Genomic DNA, 22,498 nt, shown 5'->3' with positions numbered 1-22,498 from the left:
TTGCTTGCGGCATGCTCGCCCTATTGCTCTGCACGACAGCCCTCGCAGAACCGGGCATGCCGCTTGGCCAGAAGTCATTCGAAGCGTATCGCGCCGCTACCTTGCAATGGCTGCGGGACCATCGTGATTTCCAGGGCACCGACAAGGATGCCGAACTCAACTGGAACGCCCCGCAGGAATGGCGCCCGGCGGGTGCCCCCAAGCGCGGGATCATTCTGGTGCATGGCCTGGGCGACTCACCTTGGTCTTTCCACGATATCGGCAGCGCACTGGCCGCCCGCGGCTTCCTGGTCAGGACCGTGCTGCTGCCCGGCCACGGCACGCAACCGGCCGACATGCTGCAGGTGCGCATGGAAGACTGGCGCCGGGTGGTGGACGAACAGGCTGCGATCCTTCGCGCAGAGGTGGGAGAAATCTACCTCGGCGGCTTTTCCACCGGCGCCAACCTGGTACTCGACTACGCCTACAAACACGACGACGTCGCGGGGCTGCTGCTGTTCTCTCCCGCGTTCCAGTCCAGCATGACCTACGACTGGCTGACACCCCTGATCAGTTGGGCGCGCCCCTGGCTGCTGGCGCCAGACGCCAGCCGGCCACAACAGAGCCTGGTGCGCTACATGACAGTGCCCACCAACGGTTTTGCCCAGTTCTACCGCAGCAGCCGGCTAGCCCGCCAGGACCTGGAGCGGCGCCCCTATGACAAGCCGGTATTCATTGCCGTCGCAGCCCACGACTCAGTACTCGATACGCACTACGTGCTGGAGACCTTCCAGCAACGCTTCAGCAACCCCCATAGCCGCCTCGCCTGGTACGGCACATTGCCAGAGAGCGCCTGGGATACCCGCCGTGTAAAAGCGCGTACCGACTACCTGCCGGAGTTAAGGATCAGCCAGTTCTCCCACATGGGGTTGCTGTTCTCACCCGACAACGCTCTGTATGGCGAACAGGGCAGCCTGCGGTTTTGCTGGAACGGCCAGACGGACGACGCAACCCGCGCCTGCGAACAAGGGGCCGACGTGTGGTATTCGGACTGGGGCTACCGTGAGCCGGGCAAGATGCACGCGCGGTTGACGTTCAATCCGTATTTCACCTGGCAGCTTGGGGTGATTGACGAGGTCCTGGGCAAGCAGGACCTGGCGAGTCATTAAACGGCAAATCCGGTAAACCGCGTTTATCCCGCGACGCCCAGGAACGGCAGCGCCAGGTACAACTTGATCACGATCGCATTGGTGATATCGATGAAAAAGGCGCCCACCATCGGCACCACCAGAAATGCAATCTGCGATGGCCCGAAACGCTGGGTCACCGCCTGCATGTTCGCAATGGCAGTTGGCGTGGCACCGAGCCCGAAACCGCAGTGCCCCGCCGCCAGGACCGCCGCGTCATAGTTGCTCCCCATCACCCGGAACGTCACGAAAATCGCAAACAGCGCCATCATCAACGCCTGCGCAGCCAGCAGGATGAAAATCGGCAGGGCCAGCGCGGCGAGGTCCCAGAGCTTGAGCGACATCAATGCAATCGCCAGGAACAACGACAGGCTGACATTCCCGAGCACCGAGACTTCGCGCTCGAATACCTGGTGCCAGCCCAGCGCCGACAGGCCATTACGCAACACCACACCGACAAACAAGACACACACAAACGTCGGCAGCTCAAAGGCCGTGCCCTGGATAAAACCGCTGAGGAACGTGCCCACTTGCAGGCTGATGGCGAGCAGCGCCAGGGTCTCGATAAAGGAGAAGGAGGTGATCAGGCGCTCTTGATTCGGCTGCTCGAACCCTTTTGGCCCTAGCGGTTGTACCGGCGCCAGGGCGGGCGTCTGGACGCGCTTGATCAGCAGGCGAGCGACCGGGCCGCCAATCAGGCCGCCGAGCACCAGGCCAAAGGTCGCGGAAGCAATGGCCAGTTCGGACGCCGACGCCACGCCATACTTCTCGCTGAACACCGCGCCCCAGGCCGCGCCGGTCCCGTGCCCACCCGACAGCGTAATGGAGCCCGCCAACAACCCCATCAATGGATCGAGCCCCAGCGCCTTGGCCAGCGCAATCCCCATCGCGTTCTGGACCACCAGGAGCGCCGTCACCACCAGCAGGAAAATCCCCAGCACCCGCCCGCCTTTCTTCAGGCTGGCGAAATCCGCATTCAAACCAATGGTGGCAAAGAAAGCCAACATCAGTGGCGTCTGCAGTGACGAATCAAACCGGACCTCAATGCCAGCGAGCATACGCAGGACCAGGAGCAGCACCGCCACCACTAAACCGCCGGCCACCGGCTCCGGAATATTGTAAGTGCGCAGGAAACCGATTCGAGCGACCAGCCCGCGCCCGAGTAAAAGCACCAGGGAGGCGGCGACCAGCGTTGAATAGAAGTCGAGTTGAAGCATGGGGCAGCTCTCTGTAGTTATTTATGACGAATCGGGGCAGGCCTATCGATCCTTCGGAACAACACAGGAAGAGTAGTAGTACGACGCCATCTTTAACCTCGGAAAAGTCCTAACGTTGCCGAACGGAATCCCCAGGACGTTCAGGCGAAAGACTTGCGAAGCGCAATCTGAAGGGGCACGACGAGAAAATCGAGTGCATGACAATGGCTGCAGAACTGCGTCTGGACGGGCGCTTTACAGGTTCCGCGGCATCCTGCCGACTCAGCGCCCATTCGAATTTGACAATCTCCGGCGTCCTGTCCAAAGCCACCTATAATCATGTCCAGTCGACAGGATCGTCGATGATAAACAGGACAACATCATGCAACGGATCGCTTTCGCAAACGCTTTGCGAGGTATTGCGGCGCTCAGCGTCGTCATTGCCCATTACATTCTGATGTTCAACTACCTCAAAGGTGGCTTCGGTGGCCTGCCACCCCTAGCTGAGCCACCCTTTCCAGCCTGGATGATCAGCATCTTTAATCCGCTCAACAACGTGAACATGGGCGGGTTCGGAGTGGCATTGTTCTTTCTGATCAGCGGTCTGGTAATTCCAATCTCGGTATCCAGCCTGAGCGGAACGGCTCTTGCGAAAACGAAATTCGTGATTGGCCGGCTTTTTCGAATATGGCCTACCTATATCATTGGCCTTCTAATCACCCTGGGTAGCCTTGAAATAGCTGCCTCATATATGGGGAACATCACGACCTACACGACTCTCCAGGTCCTCGCGCAAATGTCTTTGTTTCGAGACTGGTTTGGCAGTTCCGCACCGCTGGATGGCGTGGTGTGGACACTGGAGGTTGAAATCAAGTTCTACCTGATCGTGCTGCTGTGTTGGTCAATGATTACCAAGGGAAAATTGCTGCCGCTCGTGTTGCTGGGCGTCGCAACTGTGCTGGCCGCGAACCTATACCCTGGAAATATTTATCTCACCGGTCCGATGGCCGCGTTCGTCTTCCCGTTCAAATACATTTTTTTCATGATGATCGGCGTCGCGTTCAACTATTACTACCGTGGACTGTTAAGCCTTGAAAAGCTGTTCGGCATAACCATCTGTATGCTCTGCGTATTCGGGTATAGCGGGTTCACTGAAGGCTGGCCGTTTGAAGTGATCGCTGCCTACTTTATGGCATTTGCGCTGTTTACCGTGTTCTACCTGTTTTGCAGCAACTGGACGGGGCCCCCGGTATTCAATTTTCTGGCCGATATCAGCTATCCGCTATACGCCTGCCATGGGGCGTTCGGTATTGTCGGGATGCGGATTATGATTGACCAGGGGATCAGCCCGATTCCTGCCCTCGTTATCCAGTCACTAGCCACCATTTTACTGTCCTGGCTTATCCATAAGGGGGTTGAAGCCCCTACCCATGTACTCGGAAAAAGAATCGCCGGCCTGTTCAGTACAAAGCCAACTAATAATTTGCTACCTGGACAATCCCAATAAAAAGCCCGCTCAATGCGCAATGCTGTTCACTTAAGCGGAGCAGCATTGCGGGTAATCGAATACCGGTTTTTTGACAGCCTCACCGCCCTAAGCCTCGCTGGCCTGGGGCGTTTTGTTATGAAGAGCACACCTATGCTGCCGCGAAGCTCTTCCATGCGTCTTGGCGTGTGTGATGGCGACACGGCGCCAGCCATGGCCACCAAGGAGTCCACGCCAGTCGTCTTGTAGGTAGCGCTCATATCCCCAGGCGTTGGCGATCCTGGGACAGCCCGCTCTTGCCCAGGAGCATCTCCTTGGCAATTCCATCGGCGCAGATATTTAATCAACGGGCGACTTCAATGACCGGCTCGCCCCTGAAAAGGGCCATCCCGACAACCAGCCAAAGCACCATATCCGAAGGCAGACGGCGACGTCGGATCGTTGCTTTATCAGCCTGCTTGGCCGCTGCTGTTATCCATCAGGAATATGATCGGCGAACACCTCAAGACGTGAGAGTGGTCGCTCAGCAAAATCCAGAACGGTGTTTAAATCCTGAGCAACAGGCATAAAAAATCCGAAGTCCTTATCAGACTCCGGATTTTCCGGCTGCTTGAGGATTAGTCAACAATCCTTAAGTGAACAGCATTGCGCTCAATGCGGGCTTTCTTTTCCATGATTATCAGGAAAAAGGTATGGGCTCAACCATATAGCAATCAACGCAGTCTGAAGTGATGACGTTATCCAGAATCAGAGGGGACTCGGTCGCAGGTCGAAGGAACCCGGTACGAATAGACGCTGTATAGACCCCAACGTTTACTGTATTGAGGCGAGCCCTAGCGTTAATCGACACACAATCAATGCTGTAATTCATCCCCATCCCCAAGCCGCAATTTTCACCACCTGAATTAATCACGCGGGTAGAGTCCTGCCCCTCAATGACAACACCCCAGGCGGTCTGTTCAGGATCAACACCTGGCTCAGTAGCCGTGCAATAACTATCAAGAATGGTGTTGTACTCGCCACCGTTGTCCAGCAGCAGCATGCAGCGCCCGGTCCAGTCAACCGACGTGATGTTCTCTATAACACAGTGTTGTGCGTAGTGCAGATGCAGGCCAACCGCAGCGTCCCCGGTGAACTCAAGGTTGCGGATATACACGTTTTTAATCGGGTCACATAAAGCCACGATTGCGCCCAGGGGATGATCACGTTTGATTACGCGATTAACAATCAATGAGTTAGCCAGCACATATATAACCTGGCGAACCTCCAGGGGGCCGTCAAGTGGCATAGGGTAGGTTGCAAAATCGGTTGAAGCGTCCGAGATGACGATCCAGGAACCGTTTGTGTACGGAGTCGTGTCGGCCACGGAGATTTCGGTCGTATTGACGTAGGCCGGCGCGGTCAAATAACTGCCCGGGCGAACATTGCCTTGGTAGTCGATGGCGGCATAACTTGGATCTGTGGGGTCCAGCGGGTTACGGCCGATCCCTGAAACGTCAATAGTGACCTTATCGATCCCTGGGGCAGGCTCGATGATCTGCCCACTGTAGGGCCAGTTGTCATCACGGTTTAGCAGGACTGTTGTCCCGATAGGGCAGTCAGTGCCATTGATTTGAATCCAACGGTATCCGGCCTTCATCACCGACTGGAGTTGAGGGCCGTTATCCGCAGAGGGATTCGGGGTAAAAACATAAGGGGTATCGATGTAAATTGACATATGACTTCTCCTGATTTCCCATAGCCATTTTTCGGCGAAACAACTGTACATGCATACAGCTAAAAATCCTACAAAAGCAGCATTCTCAACGCTCACTTTATTGCCCACAGACACCGACATACGCATCACACGCGCCGGACGCGTGATCAAGCCGTTATCGCGTTCAGTGAGGCTCATGGGAGACGGGAAAAGAAGATACCGAAGCACGCTCAGAAAGGCGCAACGGGACAAAAATCGACAAGCCAGGAGGAGCCGCCGAATCGTCATTCTGAGGGGGTAGGTTGCAAAGGCTTCGCAAATCGCAACAAAAAAGGGCCCACCTTTCGGTGAGCCCTTCTAGACCGCCCAGCAGAGCGGATTTTGTTTGGTAGGCGCGATTGGACTCGAACCAACGACCCCCACCATGTCAAGGTGGTGCTCTAACCAACTGAGCTACGTGCCTGCTGTGAGGCGGCATTCTACGGAATTCCCGAGGGGTGTCAACACCTTTTTTGCAGCTAAGCCTATGAATATGCGAATTTTTTATTTGTGGCCAGCGCAGCGGTATTTTTCCGGTGGCTGGCAGCGGATTTTCAACTCAGGTAGGATCGGCGCACTCGTAAAAAATATAAAACAGAGGTTCCAGGATGGCGAACACCCCCTACCCCCAGTCGTATTACGCCGCGTCTGCGAATGCGGTACCTCCTCGCCCAGAGCTGCAAGGGGAAGTTGAAACCGATGTGTGCGTGATTGGCGCCGGCTATACCGGCCTGTCCAGTGCGCTGTTCCTGCTGGAAAACGGCTTTCGCGTGACAGTGCTGGAAGCTGCCAAGGTAGGCTTTGGCGCGTCGGGCCGTAATGGTGGGCAGATCGTCAACAGCTACAGCCGTGATATCGATGTGATCGAGCGCAGTGTCGGCCCCCAGCAGGCGAAATTACTCGGCGACATGGCATTTGAAGGCGGCAGGATCATTCGGGAGCGGGTGGCCAAGTATCAGATCCAGTGCGATCTGAAGGACGGCGGTGTGTTTGCGGCACTGAACAGCAAGCACATGGGCCACCTGGAGTCGCAGAAGCGCCTGTGGGAGCGCTACGGCCACACCCAGCTGGAGTTGCTGGACGAGCGGCGCATTCGCGAGGTGGTCGCCTGTGACAACTATGTGGGCGGCCTGCTCGACATGAGCGGCGGGCACATTCACCCGCTGAACCTGGCGCTGGGCGAAGCGGCAGCCGTGGAGTCCCTGGGCGGCACCATTTATGAGCAGTCGGCGGCGACTCGCATCGAGCGCGGCGCCAATCCGGTGGTGCATACGGCGCACGGCAAGGTCAGGGCCAAGTTCATTATTGTCGCGGGCAACGCCTATCTGGGGAACCTGGTTCCGGAACTGGCGGCCAAGTCGATGCCGTGTGGTACGCAGGTGATTACCACCGCGCCACTGGGCGATGAACTGGCGAAGACGCTGCTGCCGCAGGATTACTGCGTCGAGGACTGCAATTACCTGCTGGACTACTACCGCCTGACGAGCGACAAGCGCCTGATCTTCGGCGGTGGCGTGGTGTACGGCGCGCGTGACCCGGCGAATATCGAGGCGATCATCCGGCCGAAGATGCTCAAGGCCTTCCCGCAACTCAAGGACGTGAAGATCGACTACGCCTGGACAGGCAATTTCCTGCTGACCCTGTCGCGTCTGCCGCAGGTCGGTCGCCTGGGGGATAACATCTACTACTCCCAGGGCTGTAGCGGCCATGGCGTGACGTATACCCACTTGGCGGGCAAGGTACTGGCGGAAGCGCTGAGAGGCCAGGCAGAACGTTTTGATGCGTTTGCCGGCCTGCCGCACTACCCCTTCCCCGGCGGACAACTGTTGCGCACGCCGTTTGCGGCGCTGGGGGCCTGGTATTACGGGTTGCGGGACAAGCTGGGATTCTGACCCCGGACCACGGGGCTGGCTTGCCGGCCCCTGTACTTGCCGCGCCGGCACCCAATCGCAGACACAAAAAACCCCGGTCTTTCGACCAGGGTCTTTGCTATCGATCCAACCAAGCCAGCGGCTTGCTTTGGCGTCTCAGGGCGTTCAGTGGGCCCTGGAACAGATATGGCGCAGCGGACGGGACTCGAACCCGCGACCCCCGGCGTGACAGGCCGGTATTCTAACCGACTGAACTACCGCTGCGTATCGCTCAGACTGCTGAAGTGTCACCTTCAACCGCCTTCAAACATCTGACTGACCAACCTTGGCTGTTCAATCTCAAATCTGAAACATCAGACCTGGAAAATATGGCGCAGCGGACGGGACTCGAACCCGCGACCCCCGGCGTGACAGGCCGGTATTCTAACCGACTGAACTACCGCTGCGCGTCGGTGCAACCTTTAACGTTGCGTCTTGCCCTAGGGCAAAACTCTCAAGAAGTGGTGGGTGATGACGGGATCGAACCGCCGACCCTCTGCTTGTAAGGCAGATGCTCTCCCAGCTGAGCTAATCACCCTTTGCTTCGTTGAGGCCGCGAAATTTACGCAGGTAGCGGACCTAAGTCAATAGCCTGCTTGAAGTTTTTCTGAAAAAGACAAAATGGCTTCAGGACCGCGACCCGCCCTAGTCGGTGTAAATCATCTTCTTGCTCATGCCGCCGTCGACGACGAACTCTTGCCCAGTGACAAACCCGGCATTGCGCGACAGCAACCACGCCACCATCGCCGCTACGTCTTCCACAGTGCCTACCCTGCCCGCCGGGTGCTGGGCGTGATCCGCATCCGTCAGCGGCTCGGCACGGCGTGCAGCCGGGTCACGGGCATCGATCCAGCCCGGGCTGACGGCATTGACCCGTACTTCCGGCCCGAGGCTGATAGCCAACGCGTGGGTCAGGGCCAGCAAACCGCCCTTGCTCGCCGCATAGGCTTCAGTGTCCGGTTCCGACTGGCGTGCCCGAGTCGACGCCAGGTTGACGATGGCGCCGCCGTGGGCCCGCAGGTAGGGCGCACAGTGCTTGGCCAGCAACATGGGACCACTGAGGTTCACCGCCAGTACACGGTTCCAGTAAGCCAGGTCGAGACTTTCCAGGGTGATGTTGCGCGGGTCGGCCACGGCGGCATTGCACACCAGCGCATCCAGGCGCCCGAACTGGCCAAGCACCTCGGCCACGCCCTGGGCAACCTGCCGCTCATCGGCCACGTCCATGGTAATAAACCAGGCGTTGTCGCCGAGCACCTTGGACACCTTGGAACCGCGCTCACGGTCCAGGTCCGTCAATACCACCTGCCAGCCTTCGCTGATCAACCAGGCGGCAATCCCCAGGCCGATGCCCCGCGCCGCGCCGGTCACCAGCGCGACCCGCCCGTTACTGGCGCTCGCCGCTTCCATGGACCACTCGATCACAGGGCAGCCAACCCACGGGCCAGGTCGGCCTGCAGGTCAGCGACGTCTTCCAGGCCCACCGCAATGCGGATCAGGCTGTCACGAATCCCGGCAGCTTCACGCTCCTGCGGCGCCAGGCGGCCGTGGGAGGTGGTGCTCGGGTGAGTGATAGTGGTCTTGCTGTCACCCAGGTTGGCGGTGATGGAGATCAGGCGAGTCGCATCGATAAAGCGCCAGGCGCCCTCTTTGCCGCCCTTGACCTCGAAACTCACCACGGCGCCGAAACCACGCTGCTGGCGCTGGGCCAACTCGTGTTGCGGGTGGCTCTTGAGGCCGGCGTAGTGGACCTTCTCGATACCGTCCTGTTGCTCCAGCCACTCGGCCAGGGCCTGGGCGTTGGCACAATGGGCCTTCATCCGCAGGCTCAGGGTCTCCAGGCCTTTAAGGAAGATCCAGGCGTTGAACGGGCTCAGGGTCGGGCCGGCGGTGCGCAAGAAGCCCACCACTTCCTTCATCTGCTCGCTGCGGCCGGCAACCACGCCACCCATGCAACGGCCCTGGCCGTCGATGAACTTGGTGGCCGAGTGCACAACGATGTCTGCGCCCAGCTTCAGCGGCTGCTGCAATGCAGGGGTGCAGAAGCAGTTGTCGACGATCAGCATCGCGCCCTTGGCGTGGGCCACTTCAGACAATGCGGCAATGTCCACCAGCTCGGCCAACGGATTGGACGGCGACTCGACGAACAGCAATTTGGTGTTGGCCTTGATGGCCGCGTCCCAGCCGGACAGGTCCGCCAGCGGCACGTAGTCGACTTCAATACCAAAACGCTTGAAGTACTTTTCGAACAGGCTGATGGTCGAACCAAACACGCTGCGCGACACCAGGACGTGGTCGCCGGCGCTGCACAGGCTCATGACTACCGCGAGAATCGCGGCCATGCCCGTGGCAGTGGCGACAGCTTGCTCGGCGCCTTCCAGCGCGGCGATACGCTCTTCGAACGCGCGCACGGTCGGGTTGGTGTAACGCGAATAAACGTTGCCCGGCACTTCACCGGCAAAACGCGCAGCGGCGTCGGCCGCAGTGCGGAACACATAGCTGGAGGTAAAGAACATCGGGTCACCGTGCTCACCTTCCGGGGTGCGGTGCTGGCCGGCGCGCACAGCCAGGGTATCGAAAGCTACGCCATCGAGGTCGCTGTCCAAGCGACCGGCATCCCATTCCTGACTCATGCTCTACTCCTCAACTCGAATGCTTTATCAAAGATACAAAACCGGCCCCTCAGGGCCGGTGTCTACTCAGTTGTTGTACAGGTCGATGATCGCGCTGACCGCCTGGGTCTTGATCTTCGAGGAATCGTTACGGGCCTGCTCGATCTTGTTCAGGTAGGCCTCGTCGACATCGCCGGTGACGTACTTGCCGTCGAACACCGCGCAATCGAACTCCTCGATCTTGATCTTGCCACCACCGACGGCTTCGATCAGGTCCGGCAGGTCCTGGTAGATCAGCCAGTCGGCGCCGATCAGGTCCGCAACGTCCTGGGTCGAACGGTTGTGGGCGATCAGTTCGTGGGCGCTCGGCATGTCGATGCCGTACACGTTCGGGTAACGCACGGCAGGCGCGGCGGAACAGAAATAAACGTTCTTCGCACCGGCTTCGCGGGCCATCTGGATGATCTGCTTGCAGGTGGTGCCGCGTACGATGGAGTCATCCACCAGCATCACGTTCTTGCCGCGGAACTCCAGCTCGATCGCGTTGAGCTTCTGGCGCACCGACTTTTTGCGCGCAGCCTGGCCAGGCATGATGAAGGTACGGCCGATGTAACGGTTCTTGACGAAGCCTTCGCGGAATTTCACGCCCAGGTGGTTCGCCAACTCCAGCGCAGCGGTGCGGCTGGTGTCCGGGATCGGGATAACCACGTCGATGTCGTGATCCGGGCGCTCGCGCAGTATCTTGTCCGCCAGCTTCTCGCCCATGCGCAGGCGCGCCTTGTACACCGAAACACCGTCGATGATCGAATCCGGACGCGCCAGGTAGACGTGTTCGAAGATGCACGGGGTAAGTTTCGGGTTCAGTGCGCACTGACGGGTGTGCAGCTTGCCGTCTTCAGTGATGTAGACCGCTTCGCCCGGCGCCAGGTCGCGAATCAGGGTAAAGCCCAGCACGTCCAGGGACACGCTTTCGGAAGCGATCATGTACTCGACGCCTTCGTCGGTATGACGCTGGCCGAACACGATCGGGCGGATGCCGTGGGGGTCGCGGAAACCGACGATACCGTAGCCGGTCACCATCGCCACTACCGCATAGCCACCGACGCAACGGTTGTGCACGTCAGTCACGGCAGCGAACACGTCTTCTTCGGTCGGCTGCAGCTTGCCGCGCTGGGCCAGCTCGTGGGCGAACACGTTCAGCAGTACTTCGGAGTCCGAGTTGGTGTTGACGTGGCGCAGGTCAGATTCGTAAATCTCCTTGGCCAGTTGTTCAACGTTGGTCAGGTTGCCGTTGTGCGCCAGGGTGATGCCATAGGGCGAGTTGACGTAGAACGGCTGGGCTTCGGCCGAAGTCGAGCTGCCCGCTGTCGGGTAGCGCACGTGGCCAATGCCCATGTGCCCGACCAGGCGCTGCATGTGGCGCTGATGGAACACGTCACGCACCAGACCATTGTCCTTGCGCAGGAATAACCGGCCGTCGTGGCTGGTCACAATACCGGCAGCATCCTGGCCGCGGTGCTGGAGGACGGTTAGCGCGTCATACAGCGCCTGATTCACGTTCGACTTACCGACGATACCGACGATGCCACACATGCGACGCAACCCCTACTTAATGAATCTTGACTGAACACAACTTACTGAGGCGTTTTGGCCGGCAAGAGGTGTTCCTTGAACGGAAGATCAGCGGGTACGCTGATCCCGCTGGCCAGCCACTGACTGCTCCACCCCAAAATGAGGTTTTTGGACCAATCTGCAACCAATAGAAATTTTGGCACGAGTACCGACTCCTGCCACCACGAATCCTGCTGTACCGGCCCCAGGCTCAACAGCCCGACCGCCACGACCACCAGCAAGCCGCCACGCGCGGCGCCGAAGGCCATGCCGAGAAATCGATCGGTCCCGGAGAGGCCGGTGACGCGTATCAATTCGCCGATAAGATAATTGACCATTGCCCCCACCAACAACGTGGCGATGAACATGATGGCGCAGCCCGCGATGACGCGAGCCGAAGGTGTCTCGATGTATCCGGCCAGGTAGACAGACAATGAACCGCCGAACATCCAGGCTACAACTCCTGCGATGATCCATGTCAGCAGCGACAATGCTTCTTTGACGAAGCCGCGGCTCAGACTGATCAAAGCGGAGATGGCGACGATTGCAACGATCGCCCAATCAACCCAGGTAAATGGCACAGTTCAGCCTACAGACGGATAAGGCGGCGCATTTTAGCAGAGCGCTGGGCTATCGGTAAGCTGTGATTGGCAGTGCATTTGAAATCAATGAGTTATAGGGGAAACCGGCCTGTTGCGGCACACCCAAAACACTTGTGGGAGCGGGCGTGCTCGCGAAGGCGGTGGGGCAGCCAATAAATCTGCTGACTGATACACCGCTTCGCGAGCAAGCCCGCTCCCACATTGACCGCATTCCAGCTTGAATCCTTGCAGCCTCAGCCTTTTTCGGGCTGGAAGCGAACCACAAAACCCTTGAGGTTCTGCTGGCGATCCAACAGGTCCCGCAAGCGATCGGCTTCAGCCCGCTCGATCAGCGGCCCGATGAATACCCGGTTCTTGCCATCGGCGCTGCGGATATAGGCGTTGTAACCCTGGGTGCGCAGCTTCTTCTGCAACGCATCAGCACTTTCGCGGTTAGCCAGGCTGGCCAGTTGGATCGACCAGCTGATCGGCAAGCCATTCGGGTCAATACGGCTCTGGCCCACGTCCGGCTTGCCCGGTGCCGCAGGTTGCGGGGCCACAGGTTTTGGCGCTGGCGCCGGCGCCGCAGGCTTCGCAGCAACTGCAGGAGCAGGCGCAGGCTTAACCACCGGCACGCTCGGCTGCACCGGCATCGACGGCGCTTGCTGTGCAGCCACTTCGTCATCGGTCGGCACCGGCTCTTCTTCCGGCAGCGCTTGCGGCTCGGGAACCACCACCGGCTCAACCTGAACCTGAGGCACCGCAGGCGCCTGGGGCGCAGCTGGCGCTTCAACGGTCACTTGGCGCTGCTCATCCTGACGGGAAAACAGCATCGGCAGGAAAATCACCGCCAACGCCACCAGGACCAGGGCTCCAACCATTCGCTGCTTGTATGCGCTATCCAGTAATGCCATGTGCAGCTTCCTCCGTGGAGCGCCGGGCCAACCATTCGAGCGCCTCGGCAACACAATAAAATGATCCGAACAACAGAATCTCATCCTCAGGCGTCGCAACCGCGCACTGGGCTTCCAGGGCGGCTGTCACGCTTGCATGGGACGTCACGGACGCGCCAAGGTTCTGCAAGGCAACCTGCAACTCGATGGCAGGACGACTGCGGGACGTATCCAGCGGTGCAACCGCCCAGGCCTGGACGTCGCCCAGCAAGGGTGCAACCACGCCGTCCAGGTCCTTGTCGGACAACAACCCGAACACCGCGAGGCGGCGACCGGCGGGCGGCGTGCGTGCCAGGCGCCTGGCCAGGTATTCAGCGGCGTGAGGGTTATGCCCCACGTCCAGCAGCAGGTTCAGGCGCTTGCCCTCCCAGTCGAACGTGCGCCGGTCAAGGCGCCCCACCACGCGAGTAGCCTGCAACGTAGCGGCAATCTGCTCGGCATGCCAGGGCAAATCCAGCAACAGGTAGGCTTGCAGCGCGAGCGCGGCGTTTTCCATCGGCAGGTTCAGCAGTGGCAAGTCGCGCAACTCGACGGTTTGACCGCGCGCGTCAAGCCCGCGCCATTGCCAGAATTGGTCGCCAATCTCGAGATTGAAATCACGCCCGCGCAGGAAGAACGGGCAATCCAGCTCGCGCACCTTGTCCAGCAAGGTATGCGGCGGGTCCAGGTCGCCGCACAGTGCAGGCTTGCCCTGGCGGAAGATCCCGGCTTTTTCATAGGCCACGGACTCACGGGTGTTACCCAGGTAGTCCGCATGGTCGACGCCAATACTGGTAATCAGCGCCAGGTCGGCATCCACCACGTTGACCGTGTCCAGACGCCCACCCAGGCCGACTTCCAGCACCACTACATCCAGCTGCGCACGCTCGAACAGCCAGAACGCCGCCAGGGTGCCCATCTCGAAATAGGTCAGGGAAATCTCGCCACGCCCGGCATCAAGTGCGGCGAAGGCTTCGCAGAGTTGCTCGTCAGTGGCTTCGACGCCATTGAGCTGCACCCGCTCGTTGTAGCGCAGCAGGTGCGGCGAGTTGTACACGCCGACCTTCAGGCCCTGGGCTTGCAGCAAGGCCGCGACAAAGGCGCAGGTAGAGCCCTTGCCGTTGGTGCCGGTCACCGTGATCACACGCGGCGCCGGCCGGCCCAACCCGAGGCGGGCCGCTACCTGTTGCGAGCGCTCCAGGCCCATGTCGATGGCTGACGGATGCAACTGCTCAAGGTAGGCGAGCCATTCGCCCAGGGTACGTTGGGTCATATGTTTGCAGGCACCGGTGGCACGACAATCGGCTCGATTTTAGGCGCGACGTACACAGGTGTCGGCAGGCCCATCATTTGCGCCAGCAGGCTACCCAGGCGCGGACGCAGTTCGCCGCGCGGAATGATCAGGTCGATCGCGCCGTGCTCCAGCAGGAACTCGCTGCGCTGGAAGCCTTCCGGCAGTTTTTCGCGAACGGTTTGCTCGATAACACGCGGGCCGGCAAAGCCGATCAGCGCCTTCGGCTCACCGACGATCACGTCACCCAGCATCGCCAGGCTGGCGGACACACCGCCGTAGACCGGGTCGGTCAGCACGGAGATGAACGGAATACCTTCTTCGCGCAGACGCGCCAGTACCGCGGAGGTCTTGGCCATTTGCATCAGCGAGATCAGTGCTTCCTGCATCCGCGCACCACCGGAGGCGGCGAAGCAGATCATCGGGCAACGGTTTTCCAGCGCGTAGTTGGCGGCACGTACGAAACGCTCACCGACGATGGCGCCCATCGAGCCGCCCATGAAGGAGAATTCGAAGGCCGAAACCACCACCGGCATGCCCAGCAGCTTGCCGCTGACGGAAATCAGCGCGTCCTTTTCACCGGTCTGCTTCTGGGCCGCGGTCAGGCGGTCCTTGTACTTCTTGCCGTCGCGGAACTTCAAACGGTCAACCGGCTCCAGGTCAGCGCCCAGTTCGGAGCGACCATCGGCGTCGAGGAAAATATCAATGCGGGCGCGGGCGCCGATACGCATGTGGTGATTGCACTTGGGGCAAACGTCCAGGGTCTTTTCCAGCTCCGGGCGGTACAGCACCGCGTCGCAGGATGGGCACTTGTGCCAAAGACCTTCAGGAACCGAGCTTTTCTTCACCTCGGAACGCATGATCGAAGGGATCAGTTTGTCTACTAACCAGTTGCTCATGCTTTCTTTCTCCAGTACCGGTGGCTTGAACACAGCCCCGCGTATGCCCTTGAGCTAAATTCATATGTGGCGATGACACAAACTGGACGGGGTCAGACGCTCGACCAGCCATTTCCTGCCTGTGCCCTCAGCCTTCCAGACAACCTGCCGTGCAGGGTTGCCACTTCATTTCCGGGCCTCCCACAGGCGGCGCCGGGCTGTTTTACACAGTGGTAGTTATGGACGGCGGCAGACTGCCAGCCGTCACATCGTCCCGCTGCTGTCGCGCACGGCCTGCATGAATGCGCGAATCCTTGCGTGATCCTTGATGCCCTTGCCCTGCTCTACCCCGCCGCTGACGTCCACGGCATACGGCCGAACCTGCTGGATGGCACTGGCCACGTTGTCCGGATTCAGGCCGCCCGCGAGGATAATCGGCTTGCTCAACCCTTCGGGAATCAACGACCAGTCAAACGCCTCGCCCGTACCACCGGGAACGCCTTCGACGTAGGTGTCGAGAAGAATCCCGCGAGCCCCGCCATAGGCAGCGCATGCCGCAGCAATATCGTCCCCGGCCTTGACCCGCAGCGCCTTGATGTACGGGCGCTGGTAGCTCTCGCACTCGTCCGGACTCTCATCGCCATGGAACTGCAGCATGTCCAGTTGCACGGCGTCGAGGGTTTCATTGAGCTCGCAGCGGCTGGCGTTGACGAACAACCCCACGGTGGTCACGAACGGCGGCAACGCGGCGATGATCGCCCGCGCCCGCAACACATTCACCGCCCGCGGGCTTTTGGCATAAAACACGAAACCGATGGCATCGGCCCCCGCCTCGACCGCCGCCAACGCGTCTTCTATGCGGGTAATCCCGCAAATCTTGCTGCGAACGGCAGACATGTCGATGAAACCTCAGGGCGTGTCCGGGAAAGTCCCGGATGGTAACAAATGCTTTTGAGGGCGTCAGCCGCCAAGTTCGCTGAAACCTGTGAGGAAGTGTGGCCCGATGAATCGCTGGGGCAATTCGAACTCGTCGCGGTACTCCACATCCACCAGGTACAGGCCGAACGGATGCGCCGTGACGCCGCCGGTACGGCGAATCCGGCTTTCCAGGACTTCCCTGGCCCATTCCACCGGGCGTTCGCCGGTACCGATGGTCATCAGCACCCCGGCGATATTGCGCACCATATGGTGCAGGAACGCGCCGGCGCGGATATCCAGCACGATCATCTTGCCGTGGCGCGTCACCCGCAGGTGATGGACTTCCTTGATCGGCGACTTGGCCTGGCACTGCCCGGCACGGAACGCGCTGAAATCGTGGATACCTACAAGATGCTGGGCCGCCTCGGCCATGCGCTCGGCGTCCAGCGGGCGGTGGTTCCAGGTGATTTCTTCGTTGAGATGGGCCGGGCGGATCTGATCGTTGTAGATCACATAGCGATAACGCCGGGCGATGGCCTTGAAGCGCGCGTGAAAGTCCGCCGGCATCACCTTGGCCCAACTGACGCTGACGTCGTGGGGCAAGTTGATATTCGCGCCCATCACCCATGCCTTCATCGAGCGCTCGGCCTGAGTATCAAAGTGCACCACTTGCCCGCAAGCGTGCACGCCGGCATCAGTACGCCCGGCGCACATCAGCGACACCGGTGAGTCGGCGACTTTCGACAGGGCCTTCTCCAGGGTTTCCTGCACCGTCGGCACACCGGAGGCCTGGCGTTGCCAGCCACGATAGCGCGAGCCTTTGTATTCCACGCCCAGGGCGATTCTGAAAAAGCCTGCGGCCGCCATTTCGGCGGCCGCGTTATCTATATTTGCCAAGAACTGAGAGCCTGATGAGTTGCGCAAAGGCGGCCATTATAAGGCCGCGCGCCTGGGACGCCATGGGTTTGGTGCCTGGATGGCAAAACGGCAGCCCGAAGGCTGCCGTTGTATTTACCGCGCGTATCAAGCCAGCCGGCTGAGCATTTCCTTGGCCTCGCCCTTCTGACCGTCATCGCCTTCCTTGAGCACCTCGCCAAGAATGTCCCGCGCCCCGTCGGCATCGCCCATGTCGATGTAGGCCTGCGCCAGGTCGAGCTTGGTGGCCACTTCGTCGGTACCGGAGAGGAAGTCGAATTCCGGCTCATCGCCACCCAACGCCGCGTCGTCGGCGGTGAAGGACGGTTCGATTGGCGGATGTTCCAGGCTTTGCGACAGGCGATCCAGCTCGGCGTTGACATCATCAAGCTCCGACGCAAACGCGTCCGGCTTGGCCGCTGCGGGCGCCTCGGGCTCGTCGGCCAGGGACAGGTCGAAATCCTCCGGCAGGTCGAGGTCGTCGAGGTCGGCCGGCGTCAGTGTCGGCGGCTCTACCGGCGGCAGGTCCTTCATCTGGTCTTCAAGGCCGGAGAGGAAGTCGTCGTCTGACTGGGCCGACGAGGGTGGATCGAGTTGCAGGTCCAGGTCGAAATCCGAGAGGTCTTCCGCACTGGCCTTGGCCTCGGTCTGCTGTTGCAGCACCGATTCAAAGCTCAGGTCGTCGTCCGACGTCGGGCGGACCACGGCTGGCGAAGCAGCCTCCAGATCGTCCAGGCTGAGGTCGAAGTCAGTGTCAAACGCGTCCGGCACAGGCTCAGGTGCAGGCGGTGCCGGGTCGTCCTTGAGCAGGTCCTTGACGTATTGGGCGTCGAGAGCGGCAGCGGCAACGGCAGCGCTGACGCCTGCTGCGAACACGGCCATGGCCGGGAAGCGGCTTTTCAGCTGTTCGACCTGGGCATGGTTGTCGCCATTGGCGACCAACTGGCGCTCCTGGGTGACAAACCCGTCCTTGTTGCCCTGCAAGCCGTGGACTTCCATCAGCTTGAGACGCAGGTCGCTGCGGGCGGGCTCTTGCTTGATTGCATCTTCCAGCACTTCCGCAGCCTGGTTCAGGTGGCCACGGTCGATATGCGACTGGGCTTGCGCCAGGGCGTCGGTCGGACGCTGCACAGCAACAGGTGCGACCACCGGGGCAATCACCGGGGCAACCACCGCCGCCGAGGCTGGAGCTGGAGCTGGAGCTGGAGCTGGAGCCAGCTTGACGTTCGGCGGCGGTACATCAAGGCCTTCGAAACTGTCAGATGGCAGATCGTGATCAATGTTCGGCGCAAATTCCGGCTCTTCAGCCAGGGCCCGCGCCATGCGCAGGTGCTTTTCTTCTTCAAGCCGCGCATTGCGATGACGGGCCCACAGCAGCAGAAGCAACAGCACCAGCAAACCCGCTGCGCCGCCGATCACACCCAGCACGATCGGGTTGGTCAGCAGGTCATTGAATTTACCTTCAGTGCTGGCAGGCGCCGCATCCGGCTTGACCGGGGTCTCGACCGGCGCAGCCGCGGGGGTTGCTGCCGGAGCTGCCGCTGCCGGCGCCGCCGGTTGTGTAGCCAGCTCGGCCGGCATCGCCGCCGTTGCAGCAGGCTGCGCCGCAGCGCCACCCGGGGCCTGCAACTTGGCCAGCTGGTTGTTCTTGAGCTCAATCAGCCGCTGCAGCTTGTCCAGCTGACTTTGCAGGTCAGCCATGCGGCTTTTCAGTTCTTCATTCTCGCGGCGGGTCGAATCCAGGCTTTCCTGGGTCACCGCCAGCTTGTTGTTCAAGGCCCGGCTGTCGCCCGCCGCGCCCTTCCCGCCCTTCCTGGCCGCTTCGGCCGAGACCAGGCTCAAATTGTCCTTGGTATTGGTCTGCGACGGAGCATTACCCGCCTGGGTACGCTTGGTCGCGTCCAGCTGCGCCTTGCCGGCGAGCTGATTGCCGCCACGGCGGCCCTCGCGCCACGCCGCGTTTTGCGCCGTCACTTCAGCAATCGCCTCGGGCTGCGGCAGGCTGGTGCTTTGCCCCGAATCCGGCAGGCGCAGGACCTGGCCGGTTTTCATGCGGTTGATGTTGCCGTCGATAAAGGCGTCAGGGTTCAGCGCCTGAATGGCCAGCATGGTCTGCTGCACCGAGGCGCCATTGCGGTTTTTCGCGGCGATTTCCCACAAGGTGTCACGGGAAGTCGTGGTGTGTTCCTTGGCCTTGGTAACTGCCGGAGCCGTCGTCGCGGGCGCACTCAAGCGTGGCGCGGGTGCAGGTGCACCGGCGGCCGGGGTCGACTGGTCGAACTTGGCCGGGTCCAGCAGCACGCTATAGTCGCGCATCAGGCGGCCGTTGGGCCATTGCACCTGCAGCAGGAAACGCACGTAGGAATCCGGCAGCGGCTTGCTGGAGGTGACACGCACCACACTGCGGCCGTTGGGATTGACCACCGGGGTAAAGGTCAGGTCGTTCAGGAACGCCTGGCGATCGACGCCCGCATCCACAAAGGCCTGGGACGACGCGAGGCTGGGGGTGATCTCGGAGGCGGTCAGGCCACCGACATCGAGCAACTCGATTTCCACCGACAGCGGCTGGTTCAGCTTCGACTTGAGGGTCATCTCCCCAAGCTGCAGTGCTTGCGCCATACCGGAGGACAGCGCCGAGGCGGCCGCTATTGCTAACACCAGTTTGCGAACTTGAACCATAGCCTCATCCTTTTTGAACACTCCCCGGCCGGCGAGAAGGTGGGTAACCGCTGCCATTAGGCATGGCGAGCCGATAGGTCACCGACGCGCAATTTTTCCAGCTTGGGGCCAAGCATAGCGCTTGGCTAGAATCAATCTACAAATTGCCGCCAAGTATCTTTTACACAAGGCCTTTTATCAACAACTGCGCCAGCTGTACGGCGTTCAGTGCCGCCCCTTTGCGTACGTTATCTGACGCCAGCCACATATTTAGTTCCGCGGGGTCATCAATACCGGCACGAACCCGGCCCACGTAGACCACGTCCTGACCGACCGCATCGCCCACAGCCGTGGGGTAATCGCCCTCTTCCACCAACTCGACACCCGGTGCCGAGTCCAGGGCACGGTTGACGGCAGCGAGATCCACCGCTGCCCCCAATTGCAGTGACACAGTCAGGCTATCGCCAAAAAACACCGGGGCTTGAACGCAAGTGACGGAAATCTTTAGCAAAGGCATTTCCAGCACGGCGCGCAATTCGTGCACCAGGCGTTTTTCCAGGGCGGTGTGGCCTTGCGCGTCAGGCTTGCCGACCTGGGCCAGCAGGTTAAAGGCCATTTGCCGGTCGAAGAACTTCGGCTCCAGCGGGCGCACATTCAACAACTCGGCGGTCTGCCGGGCGAGCTCGCTGACAGCCTCACGGCCCTGGGCGGAAACGGCGAGGTTGGCGGTGACGTTGACGCGCTGAATGTCCAGCAAGCCGCGCAGTGGCGCCAGCACCACGGCCAGGGCAGTGGCCGACGGGCTTGGGCTGCTGACCTGATAAGGTTTTTTCAGGCCATCGAGGATCTGCGCGTTGGCTTCCGGCACTACCTGCGGCGCCTGATCGGCCGGCAAGGCGCCGGACAAGTCGATCAGGGTGCAGCCCGCAGCGGTGGCGCGCGGGGCAAAACTCAAGGTGACCGCAGGGCCGGCGGCGAAGAACACCAGCTGGACTTTGCTGAAATCGAATTCGTCGACTTCCCGCACCCGCACGTTCTTGCCACGAAACGGCACCGAATGCCCGGCCGACTCGCTGCTGGCCAACAGGTGCAGGCTGCCTACCGGGAAGTCCTGCTCTTCGAGGATCTGCACCAGGGTTTCGCCAACGGTGCCGGTGGCGCCGATCACGGCAATATCAAAGGTCTGGGTCATGGGGGCTGCCTCGGGCATTGCGGGGGGAGCGGCACTTTACCGGGTGGCTGGGGGTGAGGCAATTAACCTGGGGGTTGTGGTGTGGCTGATGGCCCCATCGCGGGCAAGCCCGCTCCCACATTTGATCGCATTTCAACTGAAGAAACTCGCTCGAATGTGGGAGCGGGCTTGCTCGCGAAGAGGCCCGAGCGCGCAATAAAAAACCCGCGCCTGTCACCAGAACGCGGGTTTCCAATGACCAGCAGCGATTACCGCTCCAGCAAGATCCGCAGCATGCGACGCAACGGCTCAGCCGCGCCCCACAGCAGTTGGTCGCCGACGGTGAACGCACCCAGGTACTGCGTACCCATGTTCAGCTTGCGCAGACGGCCAACCGGCACATTCAGGGTACCGGTCACCTTGTTCGGGCTAAGTTCCTGGATGCTGATATCACGGTTGTTCGGCACCAGCTTGACCCAAGGGTTGTGCTGGCTGATCAGCCCTTCGATATCGGCGATCGGCACGTCTTTGTTCAGCTTGATGGTCAACGCCTGGCTGTGGCAACGCATGGCGCCGATGCGCACGCAGATACCGTCCACCGGGATCGGGCTCTTGAAGCGACCGAGGATCTTGTTGGTCTCGGCCTGGGCCTTCCACTCTTCACGGCTCTGGCCGTTAGGCAGTTCCTTGTCGATCCACGGGATCAGGCTGCCGGCCAATGGCACACCGAAGTTCTCGGTCGGGTAGGCCTCGCTGCGCATGGCCTCGGCCACACGGCGGTCGATGTCGAGGATCGCGCTGGCCGGGTCAGCCAGTTGATCGGCGACAGCGGCGTGGGTCGCGCCCATCTGCTTGATCAGTTCACGCATGTTCTGCGCGCCGGCACCGGAGGCCGCCTGATAGGTCATGGCGCTCATCCACTCCACCAGGCCGGCTTCGAACAAGCCGCCCAGGCCCATCAGCATCAGGCTGACGGTGCAGTTGCCGCCGATGTAGTTCCTGGTGCCCGCGTCCAGTTGCTGGTCGATCACCTTGCGGTTGACCGGGTCCAGCACGATCACCGCGTCATCCTGCATGCGCAGGCTGGAAGCGGCGTCGATCCAGTAACCCTGCCAGCCGGCTTCGCGCAGCTTGGGGAAGACTTCGCTGGTGTAGTCGCCACCCTGGCAGGTCAGAATGACGTCGAGGGTCTTCAGTTCTTCAATGTTGTAGGCGTCCTTGAGCGGAGCAATGTCCTTGCCCACGGACGGCCCTTGACCACCTACATTGGAGGTGGTGAAAAACACCGGCTCAATAAGATCGAAATCCTGCTCTTCCAGCATCCGCTGCATGAGCACGGAACCGACCATACCGCGCCAACCGATCAGACCTACACGTTTCATCGCAACTACACCTTGTTCAAAAGTGGGCCGCCTTGCAGCAACATCTGCAAGCGGGC

The 22,498-nt window shown here is 60.7% G+C and carries 17 protein-coding genes, 4 tRNA genes and 1 pseudogene; 3 read left to right on the top strand and 19 right to left on the bottom strand.

The features are described 5' to 3' along the window. Positions 1 to 56: 56 nt before the first annotated feature. Positions 57 to 1,148, top strand: a complete 1,092-nt coding sequence (locus tag QF039_RS06880; RefSeq protein ID WP_250884727.1) for a carboxylesterase — start codon at positions 57 to 59, stop codon at positions 1,146 to 1,148. A gap of 23 nt (positions 1,149 to 1,171) precedes the next feature. Here QF039_RS06880 and gltS read toward each other — a convergent pair whose 3' ends face one another. Further along, complete coding sequence (gltS, locus tag QF039_RS06875) at positions 1,172 to 2,383, bottom strand: sodium/glutamate symporter (RefSeq protein ID WP_177106185.1); 1,212 nt, start codon at positions 2,381 to 2,383, stop codon at positions 1,172 to 1,174. 361 nt (positions 2,384 to 2,744) lie between these two features. Here gltS and QF039_RS06870 point away from each other — a divergent pair, with 361 nt between their 5' ends. Further along, a complete protein-coding gene (locus tag QF039_RS06870) occupies positions 2,745 to 3,869 on the top strand; it encodes an acyltransferase (RefSeq protein WP_307517200.1) in 1,125 nt (374 codons plus the stop codon). Between the two features lie 241 nt (positions 3,870 to 4,110). On the opposite strand, the pseudogene QF039_RS33690 reads toward QF039_RS06870, so the two are convergent. The 3 genes and pseudogenes from QF039_RS33690 to QF039_RS06855 form a co-directional block, all read right to left on the bottom strand. Then, positions 4,111 to 4,326 (bottom strand): annotated as a pseudogene (locus QF039_RS33690) (transposase domain-containing protein); the annotation flags it as partial. Between the two features lie 201 nt (positions 4,327 to 4,527). Further along, positions 4,528 to 5,742: a hypothetical protein gene (locus QF039_RS06860; RefSeq protein ID WP_307517199.1), complete on the bottom strand. Its 1,215-nt coding sequence runs from the start codon at positions 5,740 to 5,742 to the stop codon at positions 4,528 to 4,530. 188 nt (positions 5,743 to 5,930) lie between these two features. Next, positions 5,931 to 6,007 (bottom strand) — tRNA-Val (locus tag QF039_RS06855). 184 nt (positions 6,008 to 6,191) lie between these two features. On the opposite strand from QF039_RS06855, the gene QF039_RS06850 reads away from it, so the two are divergent. After that, positions 6,192 to 7,475: an FAD-binding oxidoreductase gene (locus QF039_RS06850; protein WP_003212689.1), complete on the top strand. Its 1,284-nt coding sequence runs from the start codon at positions 6,192 to 6,194 to the stop codon at positions 7,473 to 7,475. A gap of 166 nt (positions 7,476 to 7,641) precedes the next feature. On the opposite strand, the gene QF039_RS06845 is transcribed toward QF039_RS06850, so the two are convergent. The 15 genes from QF039_RS06845 to asd form a co-directional block, all read right to left on the bottom strand. Beyond that, positions 7,642 to 7,718, bottom strand: a tRNA-Asp gene (locus QF039_RS06845). Positions 7,719 to 7,823: 105 nt separating this feature from the next. Next, positions 7,824 to 7,900: transfer RNA gene (locus QF039_RS06840), tRNA-Asp, on the bottom strand. Positions 7,901 to 7,955: 55 nt separating this feature from the next. Then, a tRNA-Val gene (locus tag QF039_RS06835) sits at positions 7,956 to 8,031 on the bottom strand. 107 nt (positions 8,032 to 8,138) lie between these two features. After that, positions 8,139 to 8,903: an SDR family oxidoreductase gene (locus tag QF039_RS06830; protein ID WP_307517198.1), complete on the bottom strand. Its 765-nt coding sequence runs from the start codon at positions 8,901 to 8,903 to the stop codon at positions 8,139 to 8,141. 11 nt (positions 8,904 to 8,914) lie between these two features. Continuing rightward, positions 8,915 to 10,126, bottom strand: coding sequence for an O-succinylhomoserine sulfhydrylase (locus QF039_RS06825; protein ID WP_008438742.1), 1,212 nt, complete (start codon positions 10,124 to 10,126; stop codon positions 8,915 to 8,917). Positions 10,127 to 10,192: 66 nt separating this feature from the next. Then, the gene (purF, locus tag QF039_RS06820) at positions 10,193 to 11,698 is read right to left on the bottom strand and encodes an amidophosphoribosyltransferase (RefSeq protein WP_003212683.1); all 1,506 of its coding nucleotides are present in this window, start codon (positions 11,696 to 11,698) and stop codon (positions 10,193 to 10,195) included. Positions 11,699 to 11,739: 41 nt separating this feature from the next. Then, positions 11,740 to 12,297, bottom strand: a complete 558-nt coding sequence (locus tag QF039_RS06815; RefSeq protein WP_003212681.1) for a CvpA family protein — start codon at positions 12,295 to 12,297, stop codon at positions 11,740 to 11,742. 254 nt (positions 12,298 to 12,551) lie between these two features. Beyond that, positions 12,552 to 13,211, bottom strand: coding sequence for an SPOR domain-containing protein (locus QF039_RS06810; protein ID WP_102606395.1), 660 nt, complete (start codon positions 13,209 to 13,211; stop codon positions 12,552 to 12,554). Next, entirely contained in the window at positions 13,195 to 14,502 is a 1,308-nt protein-coding gene (gene folC, locus QF039_RS06805) for a bifunctional tetrahydrofolate synthase/dihydrofolate synthase (protein WP_008438745.1), read from the bottom strand. Before folC ends, QF039_RS06810 begins: the two co-directional genes overlap by 17 nt. Continuing rightward, positions 14,499 to 15,419: an acetyl-CoA carboxylase, carboxyltransferase subunit beta gene (accD, locus tag QF039_RS06800; RefSeq protein WP_003212675.1), complete on the bottom strand. Its 921-nt coding sequence runs from the start codon at positions 15,417 to 15,419 to the stop codon at positions 14,499 to 14,501. Before accD ends, folC begins: the two co-directional genes overlap by 4 nt. Before the next feature lie 243 nt (positions 15,420 to 15,662). Then, positions 15,663 to 16,295 carry a phosphoribosylanthranilate isomerase gene (locus QF039_RS06795; RefSeq protein WP_102368524.1) on the bottom strand — a complete coding sequence of 211 codons (633 nt, stop codon included), beginning with the start codon at positions 16,293 to 16,295 and terminating at the stop codon, positions 15,663 to 15,665. Positions 16,296 to 16,358: 63 nt separating this feature from the next. Then, positions 16,359 to 17,183, bottom strand: a complete 825-nt coding sequence (truA, locus tag QF039_RS06790) for a tRNA pseudouridine(38-40) synthase TruA (RefSeq protein WP_003212671.1) — start codon at positions 17,181 to 17,183, stop codon at positions 16,359 to 16,361. A gap of 156 nt (positions 17,184 to 17,339) precedes the next feature. Beyond that, positions 17,340 to 19,910 (bottom strand): FimV/HubP family polar landmark protein, encoded by a 2,571-nt coding sequence (locus QF039_RS06785; RefSeq protein ID WP_307517197.1) that lies wholly within the window; start codon positions 19,908 to 19,910, stop codon positions 17,340 to 17,342. A 160-nt stretch (positions 19,911 to 20,070) separates the two neighbouring features. Further along, complete coding sequence (locus tag QF039_RS06780; RefSeq protein ID WP_008438747.1) at positions 20,071 to 21,081, bottom strand: aspartate-semialdehyde dehydrogenase; 1,011 nt, start codon at positions 21,079 to 21,081, stop codon at positions 20,071 to 20,073. Positions 21,082 to 21,329: 248 nt separating this feature from the next. Next, positions 21,330 to 22,442, bottom strand: coding sequence for an aspartate-semialdehyde dehydrogenase (asd, locus tag QF039_RS06775; protein ID WP_003212667.1), 1,113 nt, complete (start codon positions 22,440 to 22,442; stop codon positions 21,330 to 21,332). Between the last annotated feature and the right edge of the window lie 56 nt (positions 22,443 to 22,498).

The organism is Pseudomonas sp. W2I6 (genome assembly GCF_030815935.1).
GTDB lineage: Bacteria > Pseudomonadota > Gammaproteobacteria > Pseudomonadales > Pseudomonadaceae > Aquipseudomonas.
This window is presented reverse-complemented; position numbering and strand designations above follow the sequence as displayed.